At 64.5% G+C, this 22,601-nt stretch carries 24 protein-coding genes; 11 read left to right on the forward strand and 13 right to left on the reverse strand.

The window, feature by feature from the left end; translation table 11 throughout:
- Positions 1 to 138: 138 nt before the first annotated feature.
- Genes ACZY1I_RS29855 through ACZY1I_RS29865 form a run of 3 tightly spaced genes read right to left on the reverse strand, consistent with a single transcriptional unit; the run spans position 139 to position 2,547 of the window.
- Positions 139 to 1,404 (reverse strand): alpha-amylase family glycosyl hydrolase, encoded by a 1,266-nt coding sequence (locus tag ACZY1I_RS29855; protein ID WP_463761030.1) that lies wholly within the window; start codon positions 1,402 to 1,404, stop codon positions 139 to 141.
- Positions 1,401 to 1,934 (reverse strand): alkyl hydroperoxide reductase, encoded by a 534-nt coding sequence (locus tag ACZY1I_RS29860; RefSeq protein ID WP_463761031.1) that lies wholly within the window; start codon positions 1,932 to 1,934, stop codon positions 1,401 to 1,403. Before ACZY1I_RS29860 ends, ACZY1I_RS29855 begins: the two co-directional genes overlap by 4 nt.
- 25 nt (positions 1,935 to 1,959) lie before the next feature.
- Positions 1,960 to 2,547 carry a peroxiredoxin gene (locus ACZY1I_RS29865; RefSeq protein WP_463761032.1) on the reverse strand — a complete coding sequence of 196 codons (588 nt, stop codon included), beginning with the start codon at positions 2,545 to 2,547 and terminating at the stop codon, positions 1,960 to 1,962.
- A 114-nt stretch (positions 2,548 to 2,661) separates the two neighbouring features.
- Between ACZY1I_RS29865 and ACZY1I_RS29870 the strand changes: the two genes are divergently transcribed.
- From ACZY1I_RS29870 to ACZY1I_RS29885, 4 genes are read left to right on the forward strand one after another with little or no spacing between them, the layout of a single operon-like run.
- Positions 2,662 to 3,600 (forward strand): hydrogen peroxide-inducible genes activator, encoded by a 939-nt coding sequence (locus ACZY1I_RS29870; RefSeq protein ID WP_463761033.1) that lies wholly within the window; start codon positions 2,662 to 2,664, stop codon positions 3,598 to 3,600.
- Positions 3,601 to 3,604: 4 nt separating this feature from the next.
- Positions 3,605 to 4,306 carry an EthD domain-containing protein gene (locus ACZY1I_RS29875; RefSeq protein WP_463761034.1) on the forward strand — a complete coding sequence of 234 codons (702 nt, stop codon included), beginning with the start codon at positions 3,605 to 3,607 and terminating at the stop codon, positions 4,304 to 4,306.
- Positions 4,307 to 4,315: 9 nt separating this feature from the next.
- A complete protein-coding gene (locus ACZY1I_RS29880; protein WP_463761035.1) occupies positions 4,316 to 4,759 on the forward strand; it encodes a TIGR03618 family F420-dependent PPOX class oxidoreductase in 444 nt (147 codons plus the stop codon).
- A 13-nt stretch (positions 4,760 to 4,772) separates the two neighbouring features.
- Positions 4,773 to 5,528: an enoyl-CoA hydratase/isomerase family protein gene (locus ACZY1I_RS29885; protein ID WP_463761036.1), complete on the forward strand. Its 756-nt coding sequence runs from the start codon at positions 4,773 to 4,775 to the stop codon at positions 5,526 to 5,528.
- A 69-nt stretch (positions 5,529 to 5,597) separates the two neighbouring features.
- On the opposite strand, the gene ACZY1I_RS29890 is transcribed toward ACZY1I_RS29885, so the two are convergent.
- On the reverse strand, positions 5,598 to 5,789 hold the full coding sequence (locus ACZY1I_RS29890) for a (2Fe-2S)-binding protein (protein WP_463761037.1): 192 nt from the start codon (positions 5,787 to 5,789) through the stop codon (positions 5,598 to 5,600).
- 269 nt (positions 5,790 to 6,058) lie between these two features.
- Here ACZY1I_RS29890 and bfr point away from each other — a divergent pair, with 269 nt between their 5' ends.
- Entirely contained in the window at positions 6,059 to 6,538 is a 480-nt protein-coding gene (gene bfr / locus ACZY1I_RS29895; RefSeq protein ID WP_463761038.1) for a bacterioferritin, read from the forward strand.
- 20 nt (positions 6,539 to 6,558) lie between these two features.
- Positions 6,559 to 8,628: an MDR family MFS transporter gene (locus tag ACZY1I_RS29900; protein ID WP_463761039.1), complete on the forward strand. Its 2,070-nt coding sequence runs from the start codon at positions 6,559 to 6,561 to the stop codon at positions 8,626 to 8,628.
- A 2-nt stretch (positions 8,629 to 8,630) separates the two neighbouring features.
- On the opposite strand, the gene ACZY1I_RS29905 is transcribed toward ACZY1I_RS29900, so the two are convergent.
- On the reverse strand, positions 8,631 to 10,355 hold the full coding sequence (locus ACZY1I_RS29905; RefSeq protein ID WP_463761234.1) for a PPE domain-containing protein: 1,725 nt from the start codon (positions 10,353 to 10,355) through the stop codon (positions 8,631 to 8,633).
- A 226-nt stretch (positions 10,356 to 10,581) separates the two neighbouring features.
- On the opposite strand from ACZY1I_RS29905, the gene ACZY1I_RS29910 reads away from it, so the two are divergent.
- The 3 genes from ACZY1I_RS29910 to ACZY1I_RS29920 are packed head-to-tail and all read left to right on the forward strand — an operon-like array spanning position 10,582 to position 13,604.
- The gene (locus ACZY1I_RS29910) at positions 10,582 to 11,076 is read left to right on the forward strand and encodes a carboxymuconolactone decarboxylase family protein (protein WP_463761040.1); all 495 of its coding nucleotides are present in this window, start codon (positions 10,582 to 10,584) and stop codon (positions 11,074 to 11,076) included.
- 24 nt (positions 11,077 to 11,100) lie between these two features.
- The gene (locus tag ACZY1I_RS29915; protein ID WP_463761236.1) at positions 11,101 to 12,465 is read left to right on the forward strand and encodes a type I glutamate--ammonia ligase; all 1,365 of its coding nucleotides are present in this window, start codon (positions 11,101 to 11,103) and stop codon (positions 12,463 to 12,465) included.
- Positions 12,462 to 13,604, forward strand: coding sequence for an amidohydrolase family protein (locus tag ACZY1I_RS29920; protein ID WP_463761041.1), 1,143 nt, complete (start codon positions 12,462 to 12,464; stop codon positions 13,602 to 13,604). The genes ACZY1I_RS29915 and ACZY1I_RS29920 overlap by 4 nt, the downstream gene beginning before the upstream one ends.
- On the opposite strand, the gene ACZY1I_RS29925 is transcribed toward ACZY1I_RS29920, so the two are convergent.
- Complete coding sequence (locus ACZY1I_RS29925) at positions 13,588 to 14,952, reverse strand: phenylacetate--CoA ligase family protein (protein WP_463761042.1); 1,365 nt, start codon at positions 14,950 to 14,952, stop codon at positions 13,588 to 13,590. The genes ACZY1I_RS29920 and ACZY1I_RS29925 overlap by 17 nt on opposite strands.
- A 10-nt stretch (positions 14,953 to 14,962) precedes the next feature.
- The gene (locus ACZY1I_RS29930) at positions 14,963 to 15,421 is read right to left on the reverse strand and encodes a limonene-1,2-epoxide hydrolase family protein (RefSeq protein ID WP_463761043.1); all 459 of its coding nucleotides are present in this window, start codon (positions 15,419 to 15,421) and stop codon (positions 14,963 to 14,965) included.
- Positions 15,422 to 15,497: 76 nt separating this feature from the next.
- On the opposite strand from ACZY1I_RS29930, the gene ACZY1I_RS29935 reads away from it, so the two are divergent.
- Both ACZY1I_RS29935 and ACZY1I_RS29940 read left to right on the forward strand, forming a co-directional pair.
- Entirely contained in the window at positions 15,498 to 16,394 is an 897-nt protein-coding gene (locus ACZY1I_RS29935) for a dienelactone hydrolase family protein (protein ID WP_463761044.1), read from the forward strand.
- Positions 16,395 to 16,415: 21 nt separating this feature from the next.
- Entirely contained in the window at positions 16,416 to 18,299 is a 1,884-nt protein-coding gene (locus ACZY1I_RS29940; protein ID WP_463761045.1) for a potassium transporter Kup, read from the forward strand.
- Here ACZY1I_RS29940 and ACZY1I_RS29945 read toward each other — a convergent pair.
- The 6 genes from ACZY1I_RS29945 to ACZY1I_RS29970 all read right to left on the reverse strand — a co-directional run bounded on the left by ACZY1I_RS29945 (position 18,274) and on the right by ACZY1I_RS29970 (position 22,598).
- Positions 18,274 to 19,608 (reverse strand): cytochrome P450, encoded by a 1,335-nt coding sequence (locus ACZY1I_RS29945; protein ID WP_463761237.1) that lies wholly within the window; start codon positions 19,606 to 19,608, stop codon positions 18,274 to 18,276. The two genes, ACZY1I_RS29940 and ACZY1I_RS29945, sit on opposite strands and share 26 nt — an antisense overlap.
- Positions 19,609 to 19,662: 54 nt before the next feature.
- Positions 19,663 to 20,085 carry a lipoprotein LpqH gene (locus ACZY1I_RS29950; RefSeq protein WP_463761238.1) on the reverse strand — a complete coding sequence of 141 codons (423 nt, stop codon included), beginning with the start codon at positions 20,083 to 20,085 and terminating at the stop codon, positions 19,663 to 19,665.
- A gap of 34 nt (positions 20,086 to 20,119) precedes the next feature.
- A complete protein-coding gene (locus tag ACZY1I_RS29955; protein WP_463761046.1) occupies positions 20,120 to 20,974 on the reverse strand; it encodes an SDR family oxidoreductase in 855 nt (284 codons plus the stop codon).
- 23 nt (positions 20,975 to 20,997) lie between these two features.
- A complete protein-coding gene (locus ACZY1I_RS29960; RefSeq protein WP_463761047.1) occupies positions 20,998 to 21,453 on the reverse strand; it encodes an SRPBCC family protein in 456 nt (151 codons plus the stop codon).
- A gap of 51 nt (positions 21,454 to 21,504) precedes the next feature.
- Positions 21,505 to 21,921, reverse strand: coding sequence for a transglycosylase family protein (locus ACZY1I_RS29965; RefSeq protein ID WP_463761239.1), 417 nt, complete (start codon positions 21,919 to 21,921; stop codon positions 21,505 to 21,507).
- 116 nt (positions 21,922 to 22,037) lie between these two features.
- Entirely contained in the window at positions 22,038 to 22,598 is a 561-nt protein-coding gene (locus ACZY1I_RS29970) for a chorismate mutase (RefSeq protein WP_463761049.1), read from the reverse strand.
- Positions 22,599 to 22,601: the final 3 nt, after the last annotated feature.

The following is a 22,601-nucleotide window of genomic DNA, read 5'->3' on the forward strand; positions in this document are numbered from 1 at the left end:
CAAGGGCGGCGGAGCCGGGCGCCGCGGGTCGCGACCATTAGGTAGTCGCGATCGCAAGGGCGGCGGAGCCGGGCGCCGCGGGTCGCGACCATTAGGTAGTCGCGATCGCAAGGGCGGCGGAGCCGGGCGCCGCGGCCATTAGGTAGGTCGAACTATCAGCCAGCCGTGTGGCTCGACAACGACGGTATCCACGAGATCTTCGGGGGGTGCCGCGGATCCAGCGATCACCTGGGCACGTGCGGTACCCAGTTTGGATAGCGGCAGCCGCAGCGGCTTGTCGTCGATGTTGAGTACGACGAGCAGCGACTCATCGCCGTGCCGGGTCCGATATACGTAGTGGCGGTTTTCCAGCCGCACTGCTGTGGTTGACGCCTTGTGCAGCCAGGGATGGCGGCGACGCAGGCCGATCAGATGCTGATGTAGCGCCCAGATCTGCGCACTCGCATCATCCAAAGGTATTGGGGGAGAGCTGAACTCGGGACGCACGGCGTCATCTCCACCGACACGTTCCTCTTTGATGCCGCGAAAGCCGAACTCGTCACCGGCATAGACGCTGGGTACGCCACCTATCGTCAGCAAAATCACCAAGGCGTGTGCCAGGTGCTCGGTCTGCTCGATTCGGCTGGCAATTCGGGTGACGTCATGGTTGCCGACGAAGGTCAGCGGCGCGAATGTTTCGACGAATGCGTTGTGGCGTTGCAACGCCCAGTCGAGTTCGAAGAAGTTGCCGTCGTTGAGGCTGCTCCAGGTGGCCTTCCAGAGCTCGTACTGGGTGGCCGAGTCAAACCGCGCGACATCGACCTCCGCCGCATAGTCGCCGTGAATGAGCTCGCCGACGAACCAGGCGTCCGGATGGCGTTCCCGGACCCTGGGCAACACCGACGCCCAGAATTTCTGCGGCACAGCATAAGCCGCGTCCAGCCGCCATCCGTCGGCGCCACGGTCCAGCCAGTGCGTCAGCACGTCAACTACGTAGTCGACGACCTCGGGGTTGCCGTGGTTCAGGCCGATCAGCTCCGAGTGACCCTCAAAGTCACCGCCGCTGAACCAATTTCGGTCGCGCGAAAAATCCTGCCCGACGTGGTTGAACACCCCGTCGAGCAAGACGCGAAGACCCCGGGAATGCGCCTGGGCGACAAAGTAGTCGAAGTCGTCCTGGTCCCCGAGTCGGGGGTCGACACGGTAGTGGTCGGTGGTGTCGTAGCCGTGTGTGCGCGATGCGAAGATCGGGCCCAGCGCGACGCCGGATGCGCCCAGAGCGATGGCGTGATCGAACCAGTCGACGACCCGGCACAGGCGGTGTTCCCCTGGGCCCGGCGGACTTTCGGCAGGGAATGCCCCGACGAAGCCCAGGGGATAGACCTGCCACCAGATCGCGTGTTCGATCCAGGAGGGCTCGGTCACACCGAGGCCAGTGCCTCTGCCGTACTGATCGCTTGGGCCACACCGGAAACGATAGCCGCCACCTTCAACGACTCGAGAATTGCTTCTCGGCCCACACCGGTTTCCCGCAGGGTGTGTTCGTGCGCGACCATGCAGTGCGAACACCCGTTGATCGACGACACGGCGAAACTCCACAGCTCGAAGTTTTTTTTGTCCACACCGGGATTGGCGATGATGTTCATCCGAAGCCCGGCCCGCAAATCGTCGTATTTGCCATCCAGGAACCCTCGACCACGGTAGAACACGTTGTTCATCCCCATGATCGATGCGGCCCCCAGGGCGGCGTTGTACGCCTCGGCCGACAGGTTGTCCGCCGCCTCGGCACCAATCTCGGCCAGCACCTGAGAGTTCCGCGTCGCCGCGGCACAGGCGAGCAAGGTGCCCCACAGTTGCTCCTCGTTCAGCAACGTGGTGCGGGTGATCGAGCCGAGGTTGAGCTTGAGGTCCTTGGCGTACTCGGGCAGTGCGTTCTTGAGATTCTCGACAGTCATGTTCGTCTCCTGATCGGGCCTGTTGTTAGGCGGAAGCTTTGAGCAGCTCGCCGGCGTCGATCGTCGGGTCACCCTTGCGCCAGTTGCAGGCGCACAACTCGTCGGATTGCAAGGCGTCCAAGACCCGTAACACCTCATCGACGTTACGCCCCACGGATCCGGCCGTCGCGGAGACGAATTGGATCTCGTTGTGGGGGTCGACGATGAACGTCACGCGGTCGGCGACGCCGTCGGCATTGAGCACACCGGCCGCCACGGCGAGCTCCCGCTTGATGTCAGACAGCATCGGGAACGGCAGCGTCTTGAGTTCCTCGTGCTGGGCACGCCACTGGAAGTGGACGAACTCGCTGTCGATCGAGACGCCCAGCACCTGCGCGTCGCGGTCCTCGAACTCGTCGTTCAGCTTGCCGAACGCTGCGATCTCGGTGGGGCACACGAAGGTGAAGTCCTTGGGCCAGAAGAACACTACGCGCCATTTGCCCGGATGGTCGTCGCTGGAGATGGTGGTGAAGTAGTCTCCTGGTTGCTGCGCGTTGACCTGCGACAGATCCCCGCCGATCAGGGCGGTCACACGGTACGCGGGAAATTGTTGGCCGATGGTCAGCAGAGACATCTCACTCCTCGTTTACTCATTATCTGGACTCATTCAAGATTGGTCGACGCTCACACCATGCTGCCGCTCTACAGGCATGAAGTAAAGGTGATTTATCGCACTATATTCATCGGTATGACCGATAAGACTTTTCAGCCCACCCTTGCCGGGCTAAGGGCGTTTGCCGCGGTGGCTACCAAGGGGCATTTCGGTAGCGCCGCAACAAATCTGGGAGTGAGTCAGTCGACTTTGTCGCAGGCCCTCTCGGCCCTCGAATCGGGCCTGGGCACCAACCTGGTGGAGCGGTCGACCCGGCATGTGCGCGTGACACCCGAGGGCGCTCAGTTACTGCCGCTCGCTCAAGCGGTGGTCGACGCGGCGGAGGCTTTCGTCGGCGCCACGGCCGGGAAGTTTGATCCCCTGCAGGGCATCATCCGGCTCGGCCTGATCCCGACCGTGGCCCCCTATGTGCTGCCAACCCTGTTGACCGGTGTCGGTCGGCGCCTACCCACACTCACGGTGCGGGTGGTCGAGGACCAGACCCAACGTCTGCTGGCGGTATTGCGGGAAGGCGCATTGGACGCGGCACTGATCGCATTGCCCGCCGACACCAAAGGGGTCACCGAGATTCCCATCTATGAGGAGGATTTCGTCCTGGCGCTGCCGCCGGGCCATCCGCTGTCGGGCAAGCGCCGAGTGCCTACAACCATGCTGGCGCAATTGCCGCTGTTGTTGCTCGACGACGGTCACTGCTTACGCGATCAGGCCCTGGACGTCTGCCGGCAGGCCGGCGCGCGGGCCGAAGTCGCCGACACCCGCGCCGCCTCGTTGACGACCGCAATTCAATGCGTTTCCGGCGGGTTGGGGGCGACGCTGATACCGGAGAGCGCGGTGGCCGTCGAGGCGGCGCGCAGCACGGTCGGTCTCGCGCGGTTCGCCACACCACGCCCCAACCGTCGGATAGGTCTGGTATTCCGTTCGTCCGCTGGCCGCGACCAGTCGTACCGGCAGCTCGCGGCGATCATCGGCGAACTGCTCTCCGAAACGCTGCCGATACGGCTGCTGGTGAAATAGACCCATGGAAAAAGTGATCGCCCTGTTGCGGCGGGCGGAGTCTGACGACGACTGGTGCGACCGCCTACGAGGTCCGGTCGCGGAGGAACTGTTGACGCTGGGCGTTCCCGGCCTGTCGGTCAATGTCCGCGACAGCTTGGTGCGCGACTCGATGATGACGCTGACGACACTCGATCCGCCGGTCGTAGCGGTGGTGAGCTTCTGGACCCAGCAGTGCTACGGCGAGCAGGCGGCGGCCGCGCTGGCTCTGCTGGCCGGCGAATCCGACCAGCTCGCCGCCTACCTGGTCACCGAGTCGGTTCCGCTGCCCGGTCCGGAGTTCCGAAGCGGTGCTCGCACAGAGGGTTTCGCCAATATCGCGCTATTGCGCCGGCCGGCCGAGCTCGACCAGGCGACCTGGCTTGATCGTTGGCAACTCAACCACACATCGGTGGCCATCGAGACTCAATCGACGTTCGGCTACACCCAGAACTGGGTGGTGCGCGCGTTGACTCCGGACGCACCGGGAATTGCCGCCATCGTCGAAGAGTTGTTCCCGCTGGAAGCGGTGTCCGATCTCAAAGCCTTCTTCGGTGCCGCCGACGATGCCGACCTACAGCACCGGGTGGGCGCAATGGTGGCCAGCACTTCTGCCTTCGGCGCCAACGAGAATATCGACACGGTGCCGACCAGCCGGTATGTCATCAAGAGGCCCTTCAGGGATTGAGGTAATGCGATGACGACACTCGATGACGCAGTGGCACTGGCGGCCTCCGAAAGTGGCCTGGCGGTGGTCTCCACGGTTCGCGCCGATACCACCGTGCAGGCTTCGCTGGTGAATGTCGGCCTGCTGCCGCACCCGGCCGGGGGAGTACCCGTCCTGGGATTCACCACCTACGGCAAGGTCAAGCTCGCCAACCTCAGGGCCCGGCCCCAGCTGGCCATCACGTTTCGCAACGGCTGGCAGTGGGCCACCGTGGAAGGCCGCGCCGAGCTGGCCGGCCCCGATGACGCCCCGACCTGGTTGTCCGGTAGCGATCAACTGAGGCTGCTGCTGCGCGAGGTCTTCACCGCGGCGGGCGGCACCCACGACGATTGGGATGAATACGATCAGGTGATGGCCCACGAGCGGCGCGCGGTAGTGCTGATCGAGCCGACCCGCGTCTACAGCAACCGTTAGTTACGCTGCAGCGGTGACGCTGCTGATCAATGATGAAAACCGCGTGCGCACCCTGACGCTGAACCGTCCCGAGGCGCTGAACGCATTCAACGAAGCCCTCTACGACGCCACAGCGCAGGCACTGTTGGACGCCGCCGGGGACCCAGAGGTAGCCGTCGTCCTGCTGACCGGCGCGGGTCGCGGATTCAGCGCCGGCACCGATCTCGGCGAGATGCAGGCCCGCATCACCGATCCGGATTTTCAAGAGGGCAAGTACGGATTCCGCGGCCTGATCGAAGTGCTCAGTGCGTTTCCCAAGCCGTTGATCTGCGCCGTCAACGGCGTCGGGCTGGGCATTGGCGCCACCATTCTGGGCTATGCCGACCTGGCTTTCATGTCATCGACGGCACGGCTGAAATGCCCGTTCACCAGTTTGGGGGTCGCGCCGGAGGCAGCGTCGTCTTATCTGCTGCCGCAGCTGGTCGGGCGGCAGAACGCCGCCTGGATGCTGATGTCCTCGGAGTGGGTTGACGCCGCCGAGGCGTTACGCATGGGGTTGGTCTGGCGGGTCTGCGAACCGGAGGAGCTGCTGTCCGAGGCCCGTCGGCACGCCGATGTTCTGGCCTCACGGCCGATCTCGAGTCTGATGGCGGTCAAGCACACCATGATCGAGCCGTTGCGCGCCGAGATCGCCGCGGCGACAGCTCGAGAGAACGCTCACTTCGCCGAGTTGATGGGCGCGCAAGCCAATGCGGCAGCGCTGGCGGATTTCAGCAATCGCGCGCGATGAAACCGGATCGCTGCTACTCCTGATGGCGGCGACCCGCAGCGCCCGGCTCCGCCGCGCTTGCGATCGCCGCTAGGCAGACGGGCTGAGTTGCGCTCGCTCCGCGCGAGAGGCGGCAATGATGGCGCGGATAGTCCGGCGGCAGCGTCCGCAATCGCCGCCGGCACCACAGGCCGCAGCAATTTCTTTGGAAGTCGACGCACCACGCGCAACGGCGTCACACACCGTCTGATTGGTGGCTCCGACGCACAGGCATACGTACATCAGCGAACCTCAATCAGCCGCTTGCGCACGGGCCCCATATTAGTGGAGTCTAACCTAAGTAGGTTAGCGGAGTCTAACCTAAGTCAAAGACACGCTGCCGGGAACTGACGTCACTGGGACGCGCCGACGGCGCAAGTAAGGCTGAGCTCAGTCGCCTTTGCTGCACTAGATTTAGACCTGGCACGCAAAAGTGCTGCTTAACCCGCATGGCGCGCTCCAGCCCAGCCCGCCTGCGGTCCGACGTGACAGCCTTCACCGTAGGAGTGATCATGCAAGGTGATCCGGACGTTCTGCGCCTGCTCAACGAGCAGCTGACCAGCGAACTGACCGCTATCAATCAATATTTTCTGCATTCGAAGATGCAGGACAACTGGGGATTCACCGAGCTGGCTTCGCACACTCGCGCGGAGTCGTTCGATGAGATGCGTCACGCCGAGGCGATCACCGACCGCATCCTGTTGCTGGACGGTCTGCCGAATTACCAGCGCATCTTCTCGTTGCGCATCGGTCAGACCCTGCGGGAGCAGTTTGAGGCCGACCTGGCCATCGAATACGAGGTGTTGGAACGCCTCAAGCCGGGCATCATCATGTGCCGGGAGAAGCTGGACAGCACCAGCGCCACGCTGCTCGAGGGGATCGTGGCCGACGAGGAAAACCACGTCGACTACCTCGAAACTCAACTCGAGCTGATGGACAAACTGGGCGAGGAGCTCTACTCGGCGCAGTGCGTCTCGCGCCCGCCCAGCTGACAGGAGGCTTGCCCGCCCATATGACAAGCCCGCGCGCAGCGGTCGCTGCACCCGCTCCGACCGCTGACCCGGCGCCCAGCAGCACGCTGATCACCCCGCAACGGCGCAACTTCATCTTCGTCGCGATCATGCTGGGGATGCTGCTCGCGGCGCTGGATCAAACCATCGTCGCGACCGCGCTGCCGACCATCGTCGCCGATCTGGGCGACGCCGGCCGTCAATCGTGGGTGGTCACCAGCTACCTGCTGGCCTCGACGATTGTCACCGCGCTGGTCGGCAAGCTCGGTGATCTGTTCGGTCGCAAGCGGGTATTTCAGGTCGCCGTGTTGTTCTTCGTCGCGGGGTCGGTGCTGTGCGGGCTGGCGCAATCGATGACCATGCTGGTCGGCGCCCGAGCCCTGCAGGGAATCGGCGGCGGCGCCATCACCGTCACCGCCAGCGCGCTGATCGGTGAGGTTGTTCCGCTGCGCGAGCGGGGTCGCTATCAGGGGATTCTGGGCGCGGTCTTCGGCGTCACAACGGTGGTCGGTCCGCTGCTCGGCGGCTACTTCACCGACTATCTGACCTGGCGGTGGGCGTTCTGGATCAACATCCCGGTGTCGGTGGTGGTGTTCTGTGTGGCCGCCGCGGCGATCCCCGCACTGGGCTCGGCCATCAAACCGGTGGTCGACTACGCCGGCATCGTGTTCATCGGCCTCAGTGCGTCCGGCCTGACGTTGGCGACAAGTTGGGGCGGCACCGTCTACCCGTGGCTGTCGCCGACGATCATCGGTCTGTTCGTCGGCGCCGCGGTTGCTCTGGGTGCGTTCGTATGGGTGGAAAGGCGCGCCGCTCAACCGATCCTGCCGATCCGACTGTTCGCCAGCCCGGTGTTCACCGTGTGCTGTGTGCTGTCATTCGTCGTGGGCTTCGCAATGCTCGGCGCTATGACCTTCCTGCCGACCTTCATGCAGTACGTCAACGGGGTTTCGGCGACCACCTCGGGACTGCGCACATTGCCGATGGTGCTCGGCATGTTGGTCACCTCGACCGGCAGTGGCAGCGTGGTTGGCCGGACCGGTCGCTACAAGGTCTTTCCGGTCGTGGGAACGGCGCTGATGACGATCGCGTTCCTGCTGATGTCTCACATGGACGGCTCGACCTCCACACTGTTGCAATCGGCTTACCTACTCATCCTGGGCGCGGGAATCGGCCTGTCCATGCAGGTGCTGGTGCTGATCGTGCAGAACACCTCGAATTTCGAGGACCTGGGTGTGGCGACCTCCGGCGTCAGTTTCTTCCGCACCATCGGCAGCTCTTTCGGTGCGGCGATATTCGGCTCGCTGTTCGCCAATTTCCTCAATTCGAGACTGGCGTCGGCGCTGGCGGCGACCGGCGCATCCCGCGAGGCGGTGAGCTCGCCCGGCGCATTGCACCGGCAATCCGCCGCGGTCGCCGAACCGATCGTGCACGCCTACGCCGAGTCGCTCTCGCAGGTCTTCCTGTGCGCGGCCCCGGTCGCGGCCCTCGGTTTCGTGCTGTCCCTGTTTTTGCGCGAAGTGCCGCTGCGCGACATCCATAACAGCGCGGTCGACCTTGGTGACGGGTTCGGCATGCCGACGACCGATACGCCCGAACAATTGCTGGAAAACGCGATCGCTCGCATGCTGCGCGCCGAGCCTGGCGTGCGGCTGCGCAGCATCGCAATGCGGCCCGACTGTCAGCTCGACGTCGCCGGGCTCTGGGCGGTGTTGCGGGTCAACCGCTACGGGCAGTTCTTCGGCACCGCGCGGCTCACCGATATCGGCGACAACCTGCAGATCCCGTTCGAGCTGCTGGAACCCACCTTTGCCCGCCTCGCAGCCACCGGCTACGTGGTGCGCGACGGCGACCGATTGTGGCTCACACCGGCCGGTTCCGCGCAGGTCGACTACGTGTATTCGCTGCTGCTGCAGTGGATCAGCGACAAGTTGTCCCGGTCGGCGGGGTTCGCCAGCCGTCCGGATCACCGTGCCATCGAAGCGGCTCTCGGCAGAGTTGCTTATCGCGTGATCGCCCAACGAGATTGGTTCGACAGCGACGCTCCGACGGCGGCTATTGCCAGTCGTTGATCTCAGTCGGATACCGAGGTCGGATTCCAGCTGCCGGGCAGCATCGGCATTCTGGGGGCGCTGCCGAACTCGTCGCCGGCCAATGTGGTCAGCCCCGCGGCCTCGGCGGCATCCTGGGCCGCTTCGTCACGCAGCGTGCCGGTGAAGCCCATCCGTCGCGCGCCGTGGTCGGAGGCCGGGGTCTGCGAAGCAGCCCAATCCGGATCGACGCCGACGTTCATATCCATGAATTCATCGCCGTGGTCACGCGCCTTCGCCTTCTTACGCCGACGAGCGCGGGCCGCCTCGCGCGCGGACGCAGCCGCCGCGGCAGCGGCGGCGTCGGGTGCCTGCGCCTGCCGTTTCGCACCGGCCCTGGCCTTCGCGCCGATTCCGGAACCAAACCCGATTCCCGGCGGCGCCGCGACGTAGGGCGGCGAAAAACCCGCCCCGCCAGGTGCTGCCGGCGCTGACGGCGGGGGGGATGGCGGCGGCGCGCCGCCCGGGGGATTGGGCGCGGGCGCAGGCGCCGAGGCTGCCGGGGCCGGCGCGGCCGCGGACGACAGACCTGCCAGCGGCAGGGCCGCCGGGGGCGGCGGTGGTGGCAACGCCGGCGCCAGCACAGGTTGTGGCACGCTGGCCAAGCCGGCCAATCCGGCAAGGCCACCCAAGCCGGCCAGCGGGGCCGCCGCCACGGGGAGCGCAGCGGCCAATGCCAGCGGCTGGCTCGTCAAGGTGAAGGCTTCGGCCAAGTGCAGCGGAAAGTCGAACAATTCGAGGCTGATCAGGTACTGGACCGCCAGCACCGGGTTGGTCTGCAAATAGACGAAGAACTGCTGGAAATCTTCGGTGAGTTCCAGGGACCGGACGACCCAGAACGAGATCATCGTCGGATCGGTGTAGTCGTCGTATTCGAGCCCGTTGACCGTGCCCTCCAACGGGTTCCAGTTGTAGCCGAAGTTACGCAGGATATTGGCGATGAAGTCGTCCAGCGCGTTGTCGACCAAGGGATCGTGGGCGATGGTGTCGTTTCCGATGCCGAACTGTTCGAGGATTGCGTCGAGCTGCGGGTTGTTGATCCAGTTCTCGAAAGCGGTAAACGGGTTGAGCTGCGGGTTGCTGATGAAGTCCTGGTAGGACTGCAGCAGGTTCTGCAGGAACTGCTCGATCTGCTGCAGGAACCCCGGTACCGGGTTGGTGCCTTCGGCGGGATTGGCGGAGACCTCGGATCTCAGGATCTGGGGCGGCGGGTCGGATTGCGGCGCGGCGGCCACAGCGGCGTCCGAAACCGCTTGGTACCCGACCATCGTGCTGGCAGCCTGGACCCACATGCGGGCGTAATCGGCCTCGTTGACCGCGATGGGGATGGTGTTGATACCGAAGAAGTTCGTCGCTGCCAAAGTCCCGTGGGTGACGTGGTTGGCGGCCAATTCGCCCAGCGTCGGCATCGCAGCAAGCGCCGTCGTATACGCGGCGGCAACCGTCTGCTGACTCGCGGCCATCTCCGCGCTGATCGCACTGTTCTGCATTAGCCACGCCAGATACGGCTGGTGGGCGGCCACGTACTCGCCGGCGGTCGGCCCCTCCCAGGAGCCGCCTTGCACAGCGCCCAACAACGCGATCAGTTCATCGGCTGCGGCCTCGTATTCCGCACCCAGCGATGTCCAAGCCGCGGCCGCCGACAACATCGGGCCCAGGCCGGGCCCGCTACTCAGCAATGCCGAATGCACCTCGGGCGGCGACGCCATCCAAATCGGCGCCGCACCAATGGACAGGGCGCCTGACGACCCCACCAGCAACACTCCACCCCGTCCCACATTGGTACTGCCTAGTTGTTGAATATGATTTTCATTTGCATCAGGTTAAGGCCGGAGGGAGCCTCGGCTCAAGCCCCCGAACCTGGCAATCTCCTGGCAGAATCCGGGGCCGTATCGCCCCTGCTACGCGCGGATCACGCGGGCGTACCATCACGCCATGAGCCGAATCGGAACTTTCGCTGACGACGATGTCGCAGGTTGGGTGCTGAAATCTCCTGAACTTGGCGGCGCGATGGCCAATTTCAGCCGGGCTGTCTACACCAAAAACAAGCTGCCGCTACGCACCCGAGAGATTGCCCGGGCGGTGATCGCCAACAACAACGAGTGCACCGTCTGCGCCAACACGCGCGACGCCGACGGGCCCGCTGCGGGCGTCGACGAGGAGCTTTACGACCACGCCGCCGAGTGGCGCACCTGGCCCGGGTACAGCGAGCAGGAACGACTCGCGGCCGAGTTTGCGCACCGGTTTTCGACCGAGCACACCGTGCTGCGCGACGACGAAGACTTCTGGAACCGGGCCAACGAACACTTCTCCGAGGAGTTGCTCGCCGACCTGGCTATTTCCTGCGCGCTGTGGGTTGGCATGGGACGGGTGCTGCGGACCCTGGACATCGGTCAGGCGTGCGTGCTGACCTTGCCAAGCCGGGTCTGAACAGGTGGCCACTTAGTGGCCAGCGTGGCCACTCCGCTCGCCGCCGCGGCCATCGCACAACTCGAAGCTGAAGGCGTCGACACCGTCATCGGCACAGTGGTCAATCCAGCCGGTCTGACCAACGCCAAAACAGTGCCGATACGCCGAACCAATACGTTCGCCGAACCCGGGCTCGGTGCAAGCCCGTCCTGGCACGCTTTCGCCATCGACCAGACCGGCATCGCGTTCACCGACGACGTCGGCGTGGTCGGTGATCAGCGGTTGCGCATCGACCTGGCCGACCTGCGCATCATCGGCGACGGCCTGGCGTGGGCACCCGCCGGGTTCTTCGCGCAGGACGGCGCACCAGTCCCGGTGTGCAGTCGCGGAACACTGCGCCGCGTGGAGGCCGCACTTGCCGAAGCCGGCCTCACCGCCGCCGTCGGCCATGAGGTCGAGTTCCTGCTGGTCGATGCCGACGGCGGCCGGTTGCCGTCGACGCTGTGGGCTCAGTACGGCCTTGCCGGAATCCTCGAATACGAAGCGTTCGTCCGAGAGGTCAACGCCGGCGCGGCGTCGGCGGGTGTGGCGGTGGAGCAGTTCCATCCCGAGTACGGGGCCAATCAATTCGAGATCTCACTGGCGCCGCTATCGCCGGTGGCCGCGGCCGACCAATTGGTGCTGCTGCGCATCATCATCGGCCGTGCCGCCCGGCGCCAAGGGTTGCGCGTCAGCCTGTCCCCGGTACCCTTCGCCAATAGCGTGGGATCGGGTGCCCACCAACACTTCTCGCTGACAATGACCGATGGGACGGCGACGAAGCCGCTGTTCTCCGGCGGCACCGGCCCCGGCGGCATGACCGCCGCCGGACAGTCTGCGGTCGCCGGCGTACTGCGTGGACTGCCAGAGGCGCAGGGCGTTCTGTGCGGATCGATCGTGTCTGGTCTGCGGATGCGCCCGGGCAACTGGGCCGGCGCCTACGCCTGCTGGGGTGTCGAGAACCGCGAGGCGGCAGTGCGATTCATCAAGTCCGGCCCCGGCAGCAGTGCGACGAGCGGCAACGCCGAGGTCAAGATCGTCGACCCGTCGGCAAATCCGTACCTCGCGTCGGCGGCGATTCTGGGCCTGGCGCTTGACGGAATCCGCAACTCGGCAACCCTGCCGGCGGAAACCACGATCGACCCTGCGAAACTGTCCGAGACGGACCGGGCCGCCGCCGACATCCGGCTACTCTCCGAGAAGCAAACAGAAGTTATTGCTGCACTGGATAATTCAGTACTGATGCGCAGAATTCTGGGCGATACGCTGGTCGATCTGGTGGTCGCGGTCCGGCAAATGGAGCACGACCGATACGGGGACCTCACCGCGGAACAACTTGCGGACAAATTTCGGATGGCCTGGAGCGTATGAATAATCTGGCGCAGCACATCCGCGACGTGGCATTGATCGACCAGCACGTGCATGGCTGCTGGCGGACCGCCGGGGACAGAAGGCGATTCGAGAACGCGCTCAACGAAGCCAATACCCGACCACTTGCCGACTTCGACTCCGGCTTCGACTCACAACTGGGCTTCGCCGTCCGCAACCACTGCGCCTCCGCTTTGGGACTACCCAGACATGTTGAATCACAGCAATATTGGGAGAAACGAAGCCAGCTGAGCGAAAGCGAACTGGCTCGGCTGTTTCTACCCGCAGCCGGGGTCAGCAATTGGCTGGTGGACACCGGTATCGGAGTAGACGTGACGAGCGCGGCCGAGCTGGGCGAACTGTCCGGTCGGCGCGCGTACGAGATCTTGCGCCTCGAGCAGGTGGCCGAAGAGGCCGCGCAATCCACCGGCGACTACGCGTCAGCATTCGAAGAGATCCTGCACCGCAGGGGAGCTGCGGCGGTAGGCACCAAATCCATACTGGCGTACCGGGGCGGGTTCGACGGTGACCTCAGCGAACCGTCGGAGGGCGAAGTCAGCGAGGCAGCACAGCGCTGGCGCGATGCGGGTGGCGTGCGGTGCAGTGACCGGGTACTGCTGCGGTTCGGCTTGCACCAGGCACTGCGACTGGGCAAACCTCTGCAATTCCACGTCGGCTTCGGCGACCGGGATTGCGATCTGCACAAAACCAATCCGCTACTGCTGCTGGATTTTCTGCGCAGATCCGGCGATACGCCGATTGTGCTGCTGCACTGTTATCCCTACGAACGCGAAGCCGGTTACCTGGCTCAAGCGTTCAACAACGTTTACCTCGATGGTGGGTTGACCGTGACCCATCTGGGAGCGCGGGCGCCCGCGTTCATCGCCCGAATCCTCGAACTGGCGCCCTTCCGCAAAATTCTGTATTCGTCCGACGGCTTCGGACCGGCCGAATTGCATTTTCTCGGTTCTGCCTTGTGGCGCAATGGGATTCGACGGGTGTTGGACGGTTTCGTGACCGACGGCGATTGGAGCGAGGCCGACGCAATCCGGGTGGTTGACCTCATCGCCCACAACAACGCCGCCCGCATTTACCGGCTGGCCAGCGGCGACCTTCGCGGTCCGATCACTTCAGCGGGATGAAGCGGCGCAGTTTGCCGCTGGATTGGTGACGTGTCAGGCTGTCCGCCAAGCTGATCCGGATCGTCGGCTGCGACAGGCCGTGCTTGCGCAGTGCCGCGGTCAGCGCCGCGGCGAGGGTGGTGACGTCGGGCGAACCCACAACCAGGATGTCGGCGCCGTTGACGGTTTGGGCAACCTGGTACTCCGAGATCTGCGGATCGGTGCCAAGGACGTGCCGGAATGCGATGGGTGGTACCGCCACTGTGCCGTAAAGGAAATCGTCATCGCGGCGGCCGCCGATATCGGCAACGCGGGCGAAGGAACTACCGCGCGCGCAGGCGCCCGGCAGGGGCACCACTTGATCGCCGAGGTCGTAGCGGATGAACGGAAAGGTGCGGTTGGCCAGTCCGGTGGCAAGCGTTCGCACTGCCGGCTCGTCGGGACCGACGGGTGTTCCATCGGCATCGACGCGTTCGAGGACAACCTCGTCCTCGCACACGTGCAGTCCTGCACCCCTCCCACAGCCGACGGCCTGCACACCGATTTCGGTTGAGCCCCAAAGATTGTGAATCACCGGCTGCCAGGCCTGGGTGATCGCCGCCCGGTCCTCGTCGAGCAACGGCTCGGAGTTGGTACTCACCCGCACCGGCGCGATGTTCAGGTCACCACCGATCGACGCGCGCGCTAATCGCCCGATCACGGTGGGGTAGCCCACCAGATGCGTGGGACCCGCGGCGGCAACCGCCGCCAGCACCTCCTCGAAGGGTGCTCCGGCGGCGATGACCAGGGTCTGCATGCCGGGGGCGGTCGGCACATCGAACAACGGGGTACTCGCGTGTGGGGGAACGGCCGCGGATAGCACGGCCAACCGGGTCGCCTCCGAAGGTGGGACCGCGCTGCGCTCGTCGCGCGCCTGCGTTCGCCAGGCCAGGCAGGCCGCCGAGATGTAGAAGTCCCAATCCCAGACGTACACGCCCCGCACGCCACTGGAGCCACCCGAGCTGAAGAACTGCTGGTCACCTGTATAGGAAAACCATTGCTGCTCAGCGAGAATTCGTTCGGCGCGGGCACGACCGAGGCCGGGTGTGGTGACGACGTCGTCCCAGTGGTGCTGGGCGTCGTGTTTGGTCATCATCGGCAGCGACGCAAGATCGGCGACGGTGGCTCGCGACGGGTCCAACCCGCGCAGTCGGAGGGCGTGGAAGGGAGAGCGCTCCTTGGCGTAGGCCAGCAATGCCCGCAAGCGATCGGTTTGATACTGCTCGATCTGGCGTCGCGACCAGTCCAACCGGGCGACGTGATCCTGCAAGCCGGCCCGCACCGCGCTCAGATGAGCCGCCCGCATCGCCTCGTAGGCCGCCCGCGACATCAGCAGCGGACTAGACCAAGGCGCTCGCGTCGTAGATCCAGGAAGTATCGCCGCCGACGAGCTTCTCGAAATGCTGCGGCGGCGCGAACGCGATGAGGCTGTTCATATCCCAATAGTCTTTCCAGACACTAATTTTTCCGTTCACCACTTTGTGAACTGTCACGAATCTCAGCGTGCCGCTCTCGCCGGTCTGGAACCTCCAGGTCTCGGAGTGCTCGTAGCTGACGTCAGATCCGTTAGACAGCAGCACCCCGTCATGATTCTCGTAGCCCGCCAATTCCTCGAGGCCGATCTTGAGTCGCGTCACGATGTCCTCGGGACCACGCGCCGAAACCGCGGGGACGGGCATGTCGACGTAGAGGCAGTCATCGGACAGGACGGACTTGACGGCGTCCCAATCCCGCCGCGAAAGCGCCTGCCACATTCCAACTACGACGTCTTCGGCGGGGACTGGAGAAGCGTCTGTCATAGCGGTCAATTAACTCGGCTGCCGCACCGCTGTCAACCACAGCGCCGCGGCGCGTACTCGCGTGCAGGATGGACCTATGACCGGACTGCACCATTACATCGCCGAAGAGATTGCCACCGATCATTGCGATGGTCTGCTGACCAGGCGGGAAGCCATCCGCCGGCTTGCGCTTCTTGGCCTGGGCAGTGCCGCGGCTTCGGCCCTGCTAGCTGCCTGCGCACAGCCGAAGGAATCTACGCCGGCGGCGAGCACGCCGGCCCAAAACACAGCCCAGCCACCTGGAATGGCCGGTGCGCTGACTACGTCACCGATCACCTGGCCGGGGCCGCAAGGTGAGCTGCAAGGCGCGTGGTCTCGTGCGGCGACCTCTAAAGGCGGCGTGCTGGTCATCCATGAGAACAAGGGTCTGACCGATTGGGCGCGGTCGGTGGCCGGACGTCTTGCCGGAGCGGGATATTCGGCGCTGGCCATCGACTTGCTATCGGAGAAGGGCGGAACCGGGGCATTTCCGGATCCGGCGCAAGCCACCGCCGCGCTGGCCGGCATTCCGGCCGAACAGTTCGTCCGGGACCTGAACTCCGGTGTCGGACAACTACGTCAGTTTCTGCCGGGTGCGAAGATCGCGGTGATTGGTTTCTGCTTCGGGGGTGGGTTGGTGTGGCAGTTGCTGGCCTCCGGCGCGCCGGACGTCTCGGCCGCAATTCCGTTCTACGGGCCGTTGCCCGAGAACCCCGATTTCACCGCAGCCAAAGCCGCCGTACTGGGAATCTATGGTGCCCTCGACGCCCGGGTTACCGGATCGGAGCCGGCGGCCAAGGCCGCGCTCGATCGCGCCGGCCTGGTCCATGATCTGGTTGTCGAACCGGATGCCGACCATGCCTTCTTCAATGACACCGGCCCGCGGTACAACGCGGTCGCGGCAAACGATGCATGGCAACGAACGCTGGACTGGCTAGGCCGCTATCTGCACTGATTCCCGCAGTACGATCTGGCGGTGCAGGTCAAAACAGCAGGTGCGGTCGTCGGCGCTCTCGGTGTCGTGTTCGGCGACATCGGTACCAGTCCGATCTACACCATCCAGACCGTTTTCAACCCCGACGACCCACACCCGGTGCCGATCAGCTCCGACAACGTGTACGGCGTCGTTTCGCTGATCTTCTGGTCGGTCATGATCATCGTGACGCTGACCTACGTGTCCCTCGTCATGCGGGCCGACAACCACGGCGAGGGCGGCATCATGGCGCTCATCACGCTGCTGGGGAAGGGCAAGCGACGTCGCACCGCCATGACGCTGAGCGCCCTCGGCATCTTCGGCGCCGCGCTGTTCTTCGGCGACAGCATGATCACCCCGGCCATCTCGGTGCTGTCGGCCATCGAAGGCGTCAAAGTCATACAGCCGGAGCTGAATTCGTGGATCGTACCGATCACCGCGGTGATCATCGTGGTGCTGTTCTCCGTGCAGCGGCACGGCACCGGCGCGGTCGGACGGCTATTCGGGCCGGTGATGATCGCGTGGTTCACCGCGATCGGCGCGTGCGGAGTGCTCGGCATCGCCCACCATCCGGAGATCCTCAAGGCGCTGTCACCGGTGTATGCCGCCAAATTCATCGTCGGGCATTTTCACATCGCGTTCTTCTCCCTCGCCGCAATCGTGCTCTCGGTGACCGGCGCCGAAGCGTTGTACGCCGATATGGGCCACTTCGGTCGTAAAGCGATCACCTCGGGCTGGTTATTGCTCGTCCTGCCGGGATGCACCTTGAGCTACCTGGGCCAGGGGGCGCTGTTGCTCGGCGACCCGAGCACCTCGAGCGCACCCTTCTTTCTGCTCATTCCCGACTGGGCGCGGCTCCCGATGGTGCTACTGGCCACTGCGGCGACGGTGATCGCTTCGCAGGCCGTGATCACCGGGGCGTTCTCCGTCGCCTCGCAGGCCGCGCAACTCGGCTATCTCCCGAGATTGCGGATAGCCCATACGTCCGAATCGACTATCGGGCAGATCTACGTGCCGTGGATCAACGGCCTACTGCTGTTGTCAGTGCTCACCCTGGTTTTTGCGTTCCGCAGTTCGGCGGCTTTGGCCTTCGCCTTCGGCATGGCGGTCACGGGAACCATCACCATCACGACTTCACTGTTTCTGTACATCGCCCGCACCAGGTGGGGAGCGCCGCTGTGGCTGGTCATCATCGGTGGCGGCATTCTGCTGTCGGTTGACCTGATGTTCTTGGCGGCCAATCTGACCAAGTTGGTGCACGGGGCGTGGCTGCCGCTGCTCATCGCATTGATCGCGTTCACTGTGATGACCACCTGGCAGCGTGGGCGTGAAATCGTCACCCGCACCAGAGAAAAGGCCGAAGGGTCGTTGCAGGAATTCGTCGAAAGCCTGCACACTCATGAGCGGCCGGTCACCCGGGTTCCGGGGACGGCGATATTCCTCAACCGCGGAAAGGATTCCGCACCGCTGGCGCTGCGGGCCAACGTCGAACACAACCGGGTGCTTCAAGAGCACGTGGTGGTCATGGCGATCGTCACGCTGCCGGTGCCGCGCGTTCCTGATGCTGGTCGAAACGAAGTGGATGCACTCGGATACGCCGACGACGGGATAGTTCACGTGACGTCCTACTTCGGCTACATGGAAACCCCGAAGATCCGCGACGCGCTGAGTCTGCTCGGTCCGGACGAGACGGAGGGACCGATCGTCCTGGACGAAGCTTCCTACTTCCTGTCCAAACTCGAACTGGTCATCGGCTCGGAGCCGACGATGCCGAAGTGGCGCAAGCGCTTGTTCATTGCGACCTCGTACAGCACAGCTGACGCGGCGGCTTACTTCGGGCTGCCCTCCGAACGCACCGTCGTCATGGGTTCGCGTATTGAGGTTTGACGCCCGCCATCGAGCGCGTGCCAAGGGTCACCGGTAGCTTCGCCCAGCCACGCAACACCCGCGTGCTGCGCCGACTTCCCGCGCCCGCTGCCCGCACGTCGGGGAAGCGTTCGAAGAACGTACGCAACCCGACCTCGCCCTCGGCGCGGGCAAGCGCAGCCCCCAGGCAGAAGTGGCGTCCGGTGGAGAAGGCGAGATGCTTTCCCGCATTTGGGCGTTCGACGTCGAAGCGATGTGGGTCAGGGAATACCGCCGGGTCGCGATTGGCGGCTGCCAGATAGATCACCACCAGTTCGCCCTGTTTGATCGGCACACCCGCGACCTCGACATCGTTGCCGGCCACCCGCGCGGTGAGCTGCACCGGCGAGTCAAGCCGCAGGATCTCCTCGACCGCGTTGGGCCACAACTCTGGACGTGCCCGCAACTTCTCCAGCTGTTCGGGGTGGTCCAGCAGCATGCGAATACCGTTGCTCAACAGGTTCACCGTGGTTTCGAAGCCGGCAACGAGCACCAGCCCGGCGACCGCCTGCAGTTCGGTCTCGTTGAGATAGCTTTCCGCACCACCGCTTTCGGCCGTCCGGATGAGTTGACTCATCAAGTCGTCACCCGGCGCGCGGCGCAACTGCCGCAGATGATCGACCAACCAGGCGTTGAAGCCGGCGAGCCCGCGCTGCACCCGCCGATACTCCTGCCACGGCAACCCGACATCCAGACTCGGAGCGACCAACTCACCGAACTCGAGGACACGCCGCCGGTCATAGTCCGGCACACCCAGGATCTCGCTGATGACGGTGATCGGCAGTTGTGCGCAGTACCGTCCGACGACGTCGACCGAGCCCGGGCTCTCGGCGAGTTCATCCAACAAGCGGATCGCCGTCTGCTCCACCCGGTCGCGCAGGGCGGTGACCGCCCGTGCGGTGAATACCGCCGAAACCGTCTTGCGATAGCGGGTGTGATCCGGTGGTTCGACGGCCAGCAACGACGGCGGCCGCACCGGATGCAGCCGATTGTCGCGGGTGCGTCGCTCCAGACGACGCAACGGGCCCGGCAAATTCTCGCCGAACGACGTGACGTGAAAGTCGTCCGAGCGCAGCACTTTGTGGGCGAGTCGATGGTCGACGGTCATGTAGCTCGCCCGGCTGCGCACCAACGGGCCGTGCGGTCGCACTTCGTCGTAGAAAGGCACCGGATTGGCAACCACCGTTGGGTCCGCCATCAACCGGGCCTGGAAATCACCGCGCCGAAGGCCGACCTGGGCAAGCCCGCGGATCACTCCGTGCATCGCGAACCAGTGCAGCTTTTCTTTCAACCCTGTTTCTTCCACCGCAACCAGCGTATGCGTCCTGCTCCCAAAGCGGCTTGCCTAGCAGTCAGCGCTGATCTTGAAGTCGCTCGTCACGACCTTGTCGGGGTTGCGGCTGTTGATCCCCGAAGCGCTGCCGGTGATGGTGTAGCTGGTCCTGGCCATGTCCACGCGCGCGTCCCCCACGCCGCCCGCGTAGTAGCTACCGGTGAAGCCGTTGATGTTGCGGATCTTCACGAACTGCGGAATCGCCCGGTCGCCGCTGAGCAGCACCACCGCCTGAATCTGGCCGTCCTTGTCGCGGATGTCGATGGTGCGATAAGAATCGATCTGGCTGCACGCGGGCGGACGCACGGCATGAGCACTGCCGTCGATGGCCACATGCGCGGCCGCACGCGGCACTGTCTCGCCCGACCCACACGCGGTGGCGGTGGTGACGACGGTCAGGGCAATTCCTGCCACTGCGACCAACCGGTTCTGCACTAGCCACCTCCGCATCGAGTTCACGCAGAAAACATTATGGCCGCTTAGGGTCCATCATGGGCAAGGCTTTGACGATGCCTCTTCTGACGAGTTCCGGGCTGAAGCCCTTGATGCGGTCGATCCAGCGAATGCTGTCAGGCACGTACCAGTGCAGACGCTTCGGATGCTGGTAGGCCCGCCACGCCACCTCGGCGACGCTGGAAGCCGGCATCAGCCGAAACATGCCGCGCTTGGGCGCCGCAGCGCGCAACTCCTCCCGGGTGACCCTGACCGGGGCGTCTGCGGATTCCGAGTCGGACTCCGCGCCGGAATGCTGCGGCGTCGAGGTGAGGATGGCGGTGTCGATCAGCCCGGGTAGCACGTCGGCGACCCGGACACCGTGCCGCTGCCATTCCACGCTCAGCGCTTCCGTCAGCCCTTTGACCGCGTGCTTGGTCGCTGAGTACACCGCGATGCGGGGCATACCGTAGGTGCCCGACGAGGATGAGGTGGAGAACATCAGGCTGCCCGGCGCCTTCTTCAGGTAGGGGAGTGCCCCGTAGGCGCCCGCCAGCACCGCCTTGAAGTTCACGTCAACCACCCGCATCGCGGCCTCGAACGGCACGTCCTCGAACCAGCCGCCCTCGCCGATGCCGGCGTTGTTCCACATCATGTCGAGCCCGCCGCCTGCATTGCCGGCGCAGAAATCCGCCAGCGCCGCATCCAGCGCGGTCTTATCTGTCACGTCGACGACTCGCGTCCACAGCCCGGCACCCAATTCCAAACTGAGTGCCGCGAGACCATCGTCATTGCGGTCGATAGCGCCGACGCGCCAGCCCTTGCCGTGGAACAGCTTTACGCCTTCCCGGCCCATCCCGCTGCCCGCACCGGTGATGAATATCGTCTTCATCGATCTGATCTCCGCTCAGCCCCTCAGCCTGCTTCGACCACATCTTTGATGCGATGCAGCGTCTTCGTCATATCTCGTATATTTCGCCGTCTACGTAGGAAGCCTCCAAACACCAGGTAGATGTTGTTCAACGGGGACGGGGCGAGCCGAAACGACTCGGTCACGTCCGTGCCTTCTCCGGCGGGCGCGAACTGGTAGTGCCAGTTGTTCACCGTCCGGTCGCCGATCAGTACAGCAAACCCGAACTCGCGACCGGGCTCGCATGCCGTCACTTCACAGGTGGTCCAGTAGACCGGCCCGATCTCGTTGCGCCGGACGTGCCCGCGGAATCGAGCGCCCAACTCTGGGCCAGTAGCTTCACCGAGCCACTCGGCCTCGAAAGTCTCTGGTGAGAACTTTCCGGTATTTCGAATATCGGCGACCAATTCCCAAATCTTGTCCGCCGGTGCTGCCATATGAACTGTTGCCGAACCCTCCATAAGAGGATCAAAACACGCCGGGTGTAACGAAACCACCCCGGCCGGCGATATTCACTGTTTGGGGGTAAGTGCTCCGATGATCTGAGTGATGGTCGAAGTCAGCGACGGGGTCTGCTGGGGGCCGGTCGTGGTGCCGGGCGACATGCCTCCGGCCTTGGAGCATTTCGGCCACGCCTTCGGTCCCTGACCCGCCAGTACTTTGTTCGCAATCGCGATTTGTTGCTGCTTAGAGGCTTTTGCGGGGTTTCCGACGCCGCCGTATTCCTCCCAGGTGGCTTGCTTGAACTGCAGTCCGCCAAAGGCGCCGTTGCCGGTGTTGGCGGCCCAGTTGCCGCCGGTCTCGCACTCCGCGACGGCGTCCCAGTTCATGGCGTCGGCTGCTGCCGCGCCGGTCGAGAACGACATGCCGGCCGCCATGAAACCGGCCGCTACCACAGTCTTGATGAGGGGCTTTGCGATGTTGATCATGCCGAGCTTTTCGCGGGCCGTGTTCAAAGCGTTACCCGCCGGAGAAAATTATGAGATCGGTTATCTACCTCTTTGAGATTGGCGCAAACCCGGTTGCCGAGGCTGCCCCGGGCCGGCTATCCGACTTGGCAGTACGACCGGATCGCGGTCGTCAGGGCGTGTTGATAGAGGTCGTCGAGCTGACGGGCCCGTATCACTGTGGCCTTTGCCACAGAGAGTTCCGCGGCACACGACGGCCCGTGCAGCAAACTCCAATGAAGTGTGATCTGAGACAAAATCTTATTGTTCAGGGTGTCGATCGCCGCTCGCGAGGCCGCCAGATCCTCCTGCGCAGGCGGCACGCCGGCCGGGTTGAGCTTCCATTGAGCGAACCGGGTGTACTCGATGGCTTCGGTGGCGTTGATCTGGTCACTGAAGACGCTGACCACGTAATCCGGGTCGATGTGTGCCGCAGCGGCGTCGTCACGCAACGCCACGAACTCCCGCTCGACGCGGGCCGGGTCCTCGATGTCGCCGTGCGTACCCCACTTGAAGGCGGCAACCGGCTCGGCGATCTGTAGCCGCTCAGCGAGGGCGTCCACCAGTTCGACGAGTGGACCTCCGCTGTCAGCGCGCGCATGCGGTAATGCCAGCGATGCGCTCAGCGCGAGGGTCGCGAACCAGGCTCGACGGCTCATGCC

This window comes from Mycobacterium sp. IDUB_37 (assembly GCF_055419245.1).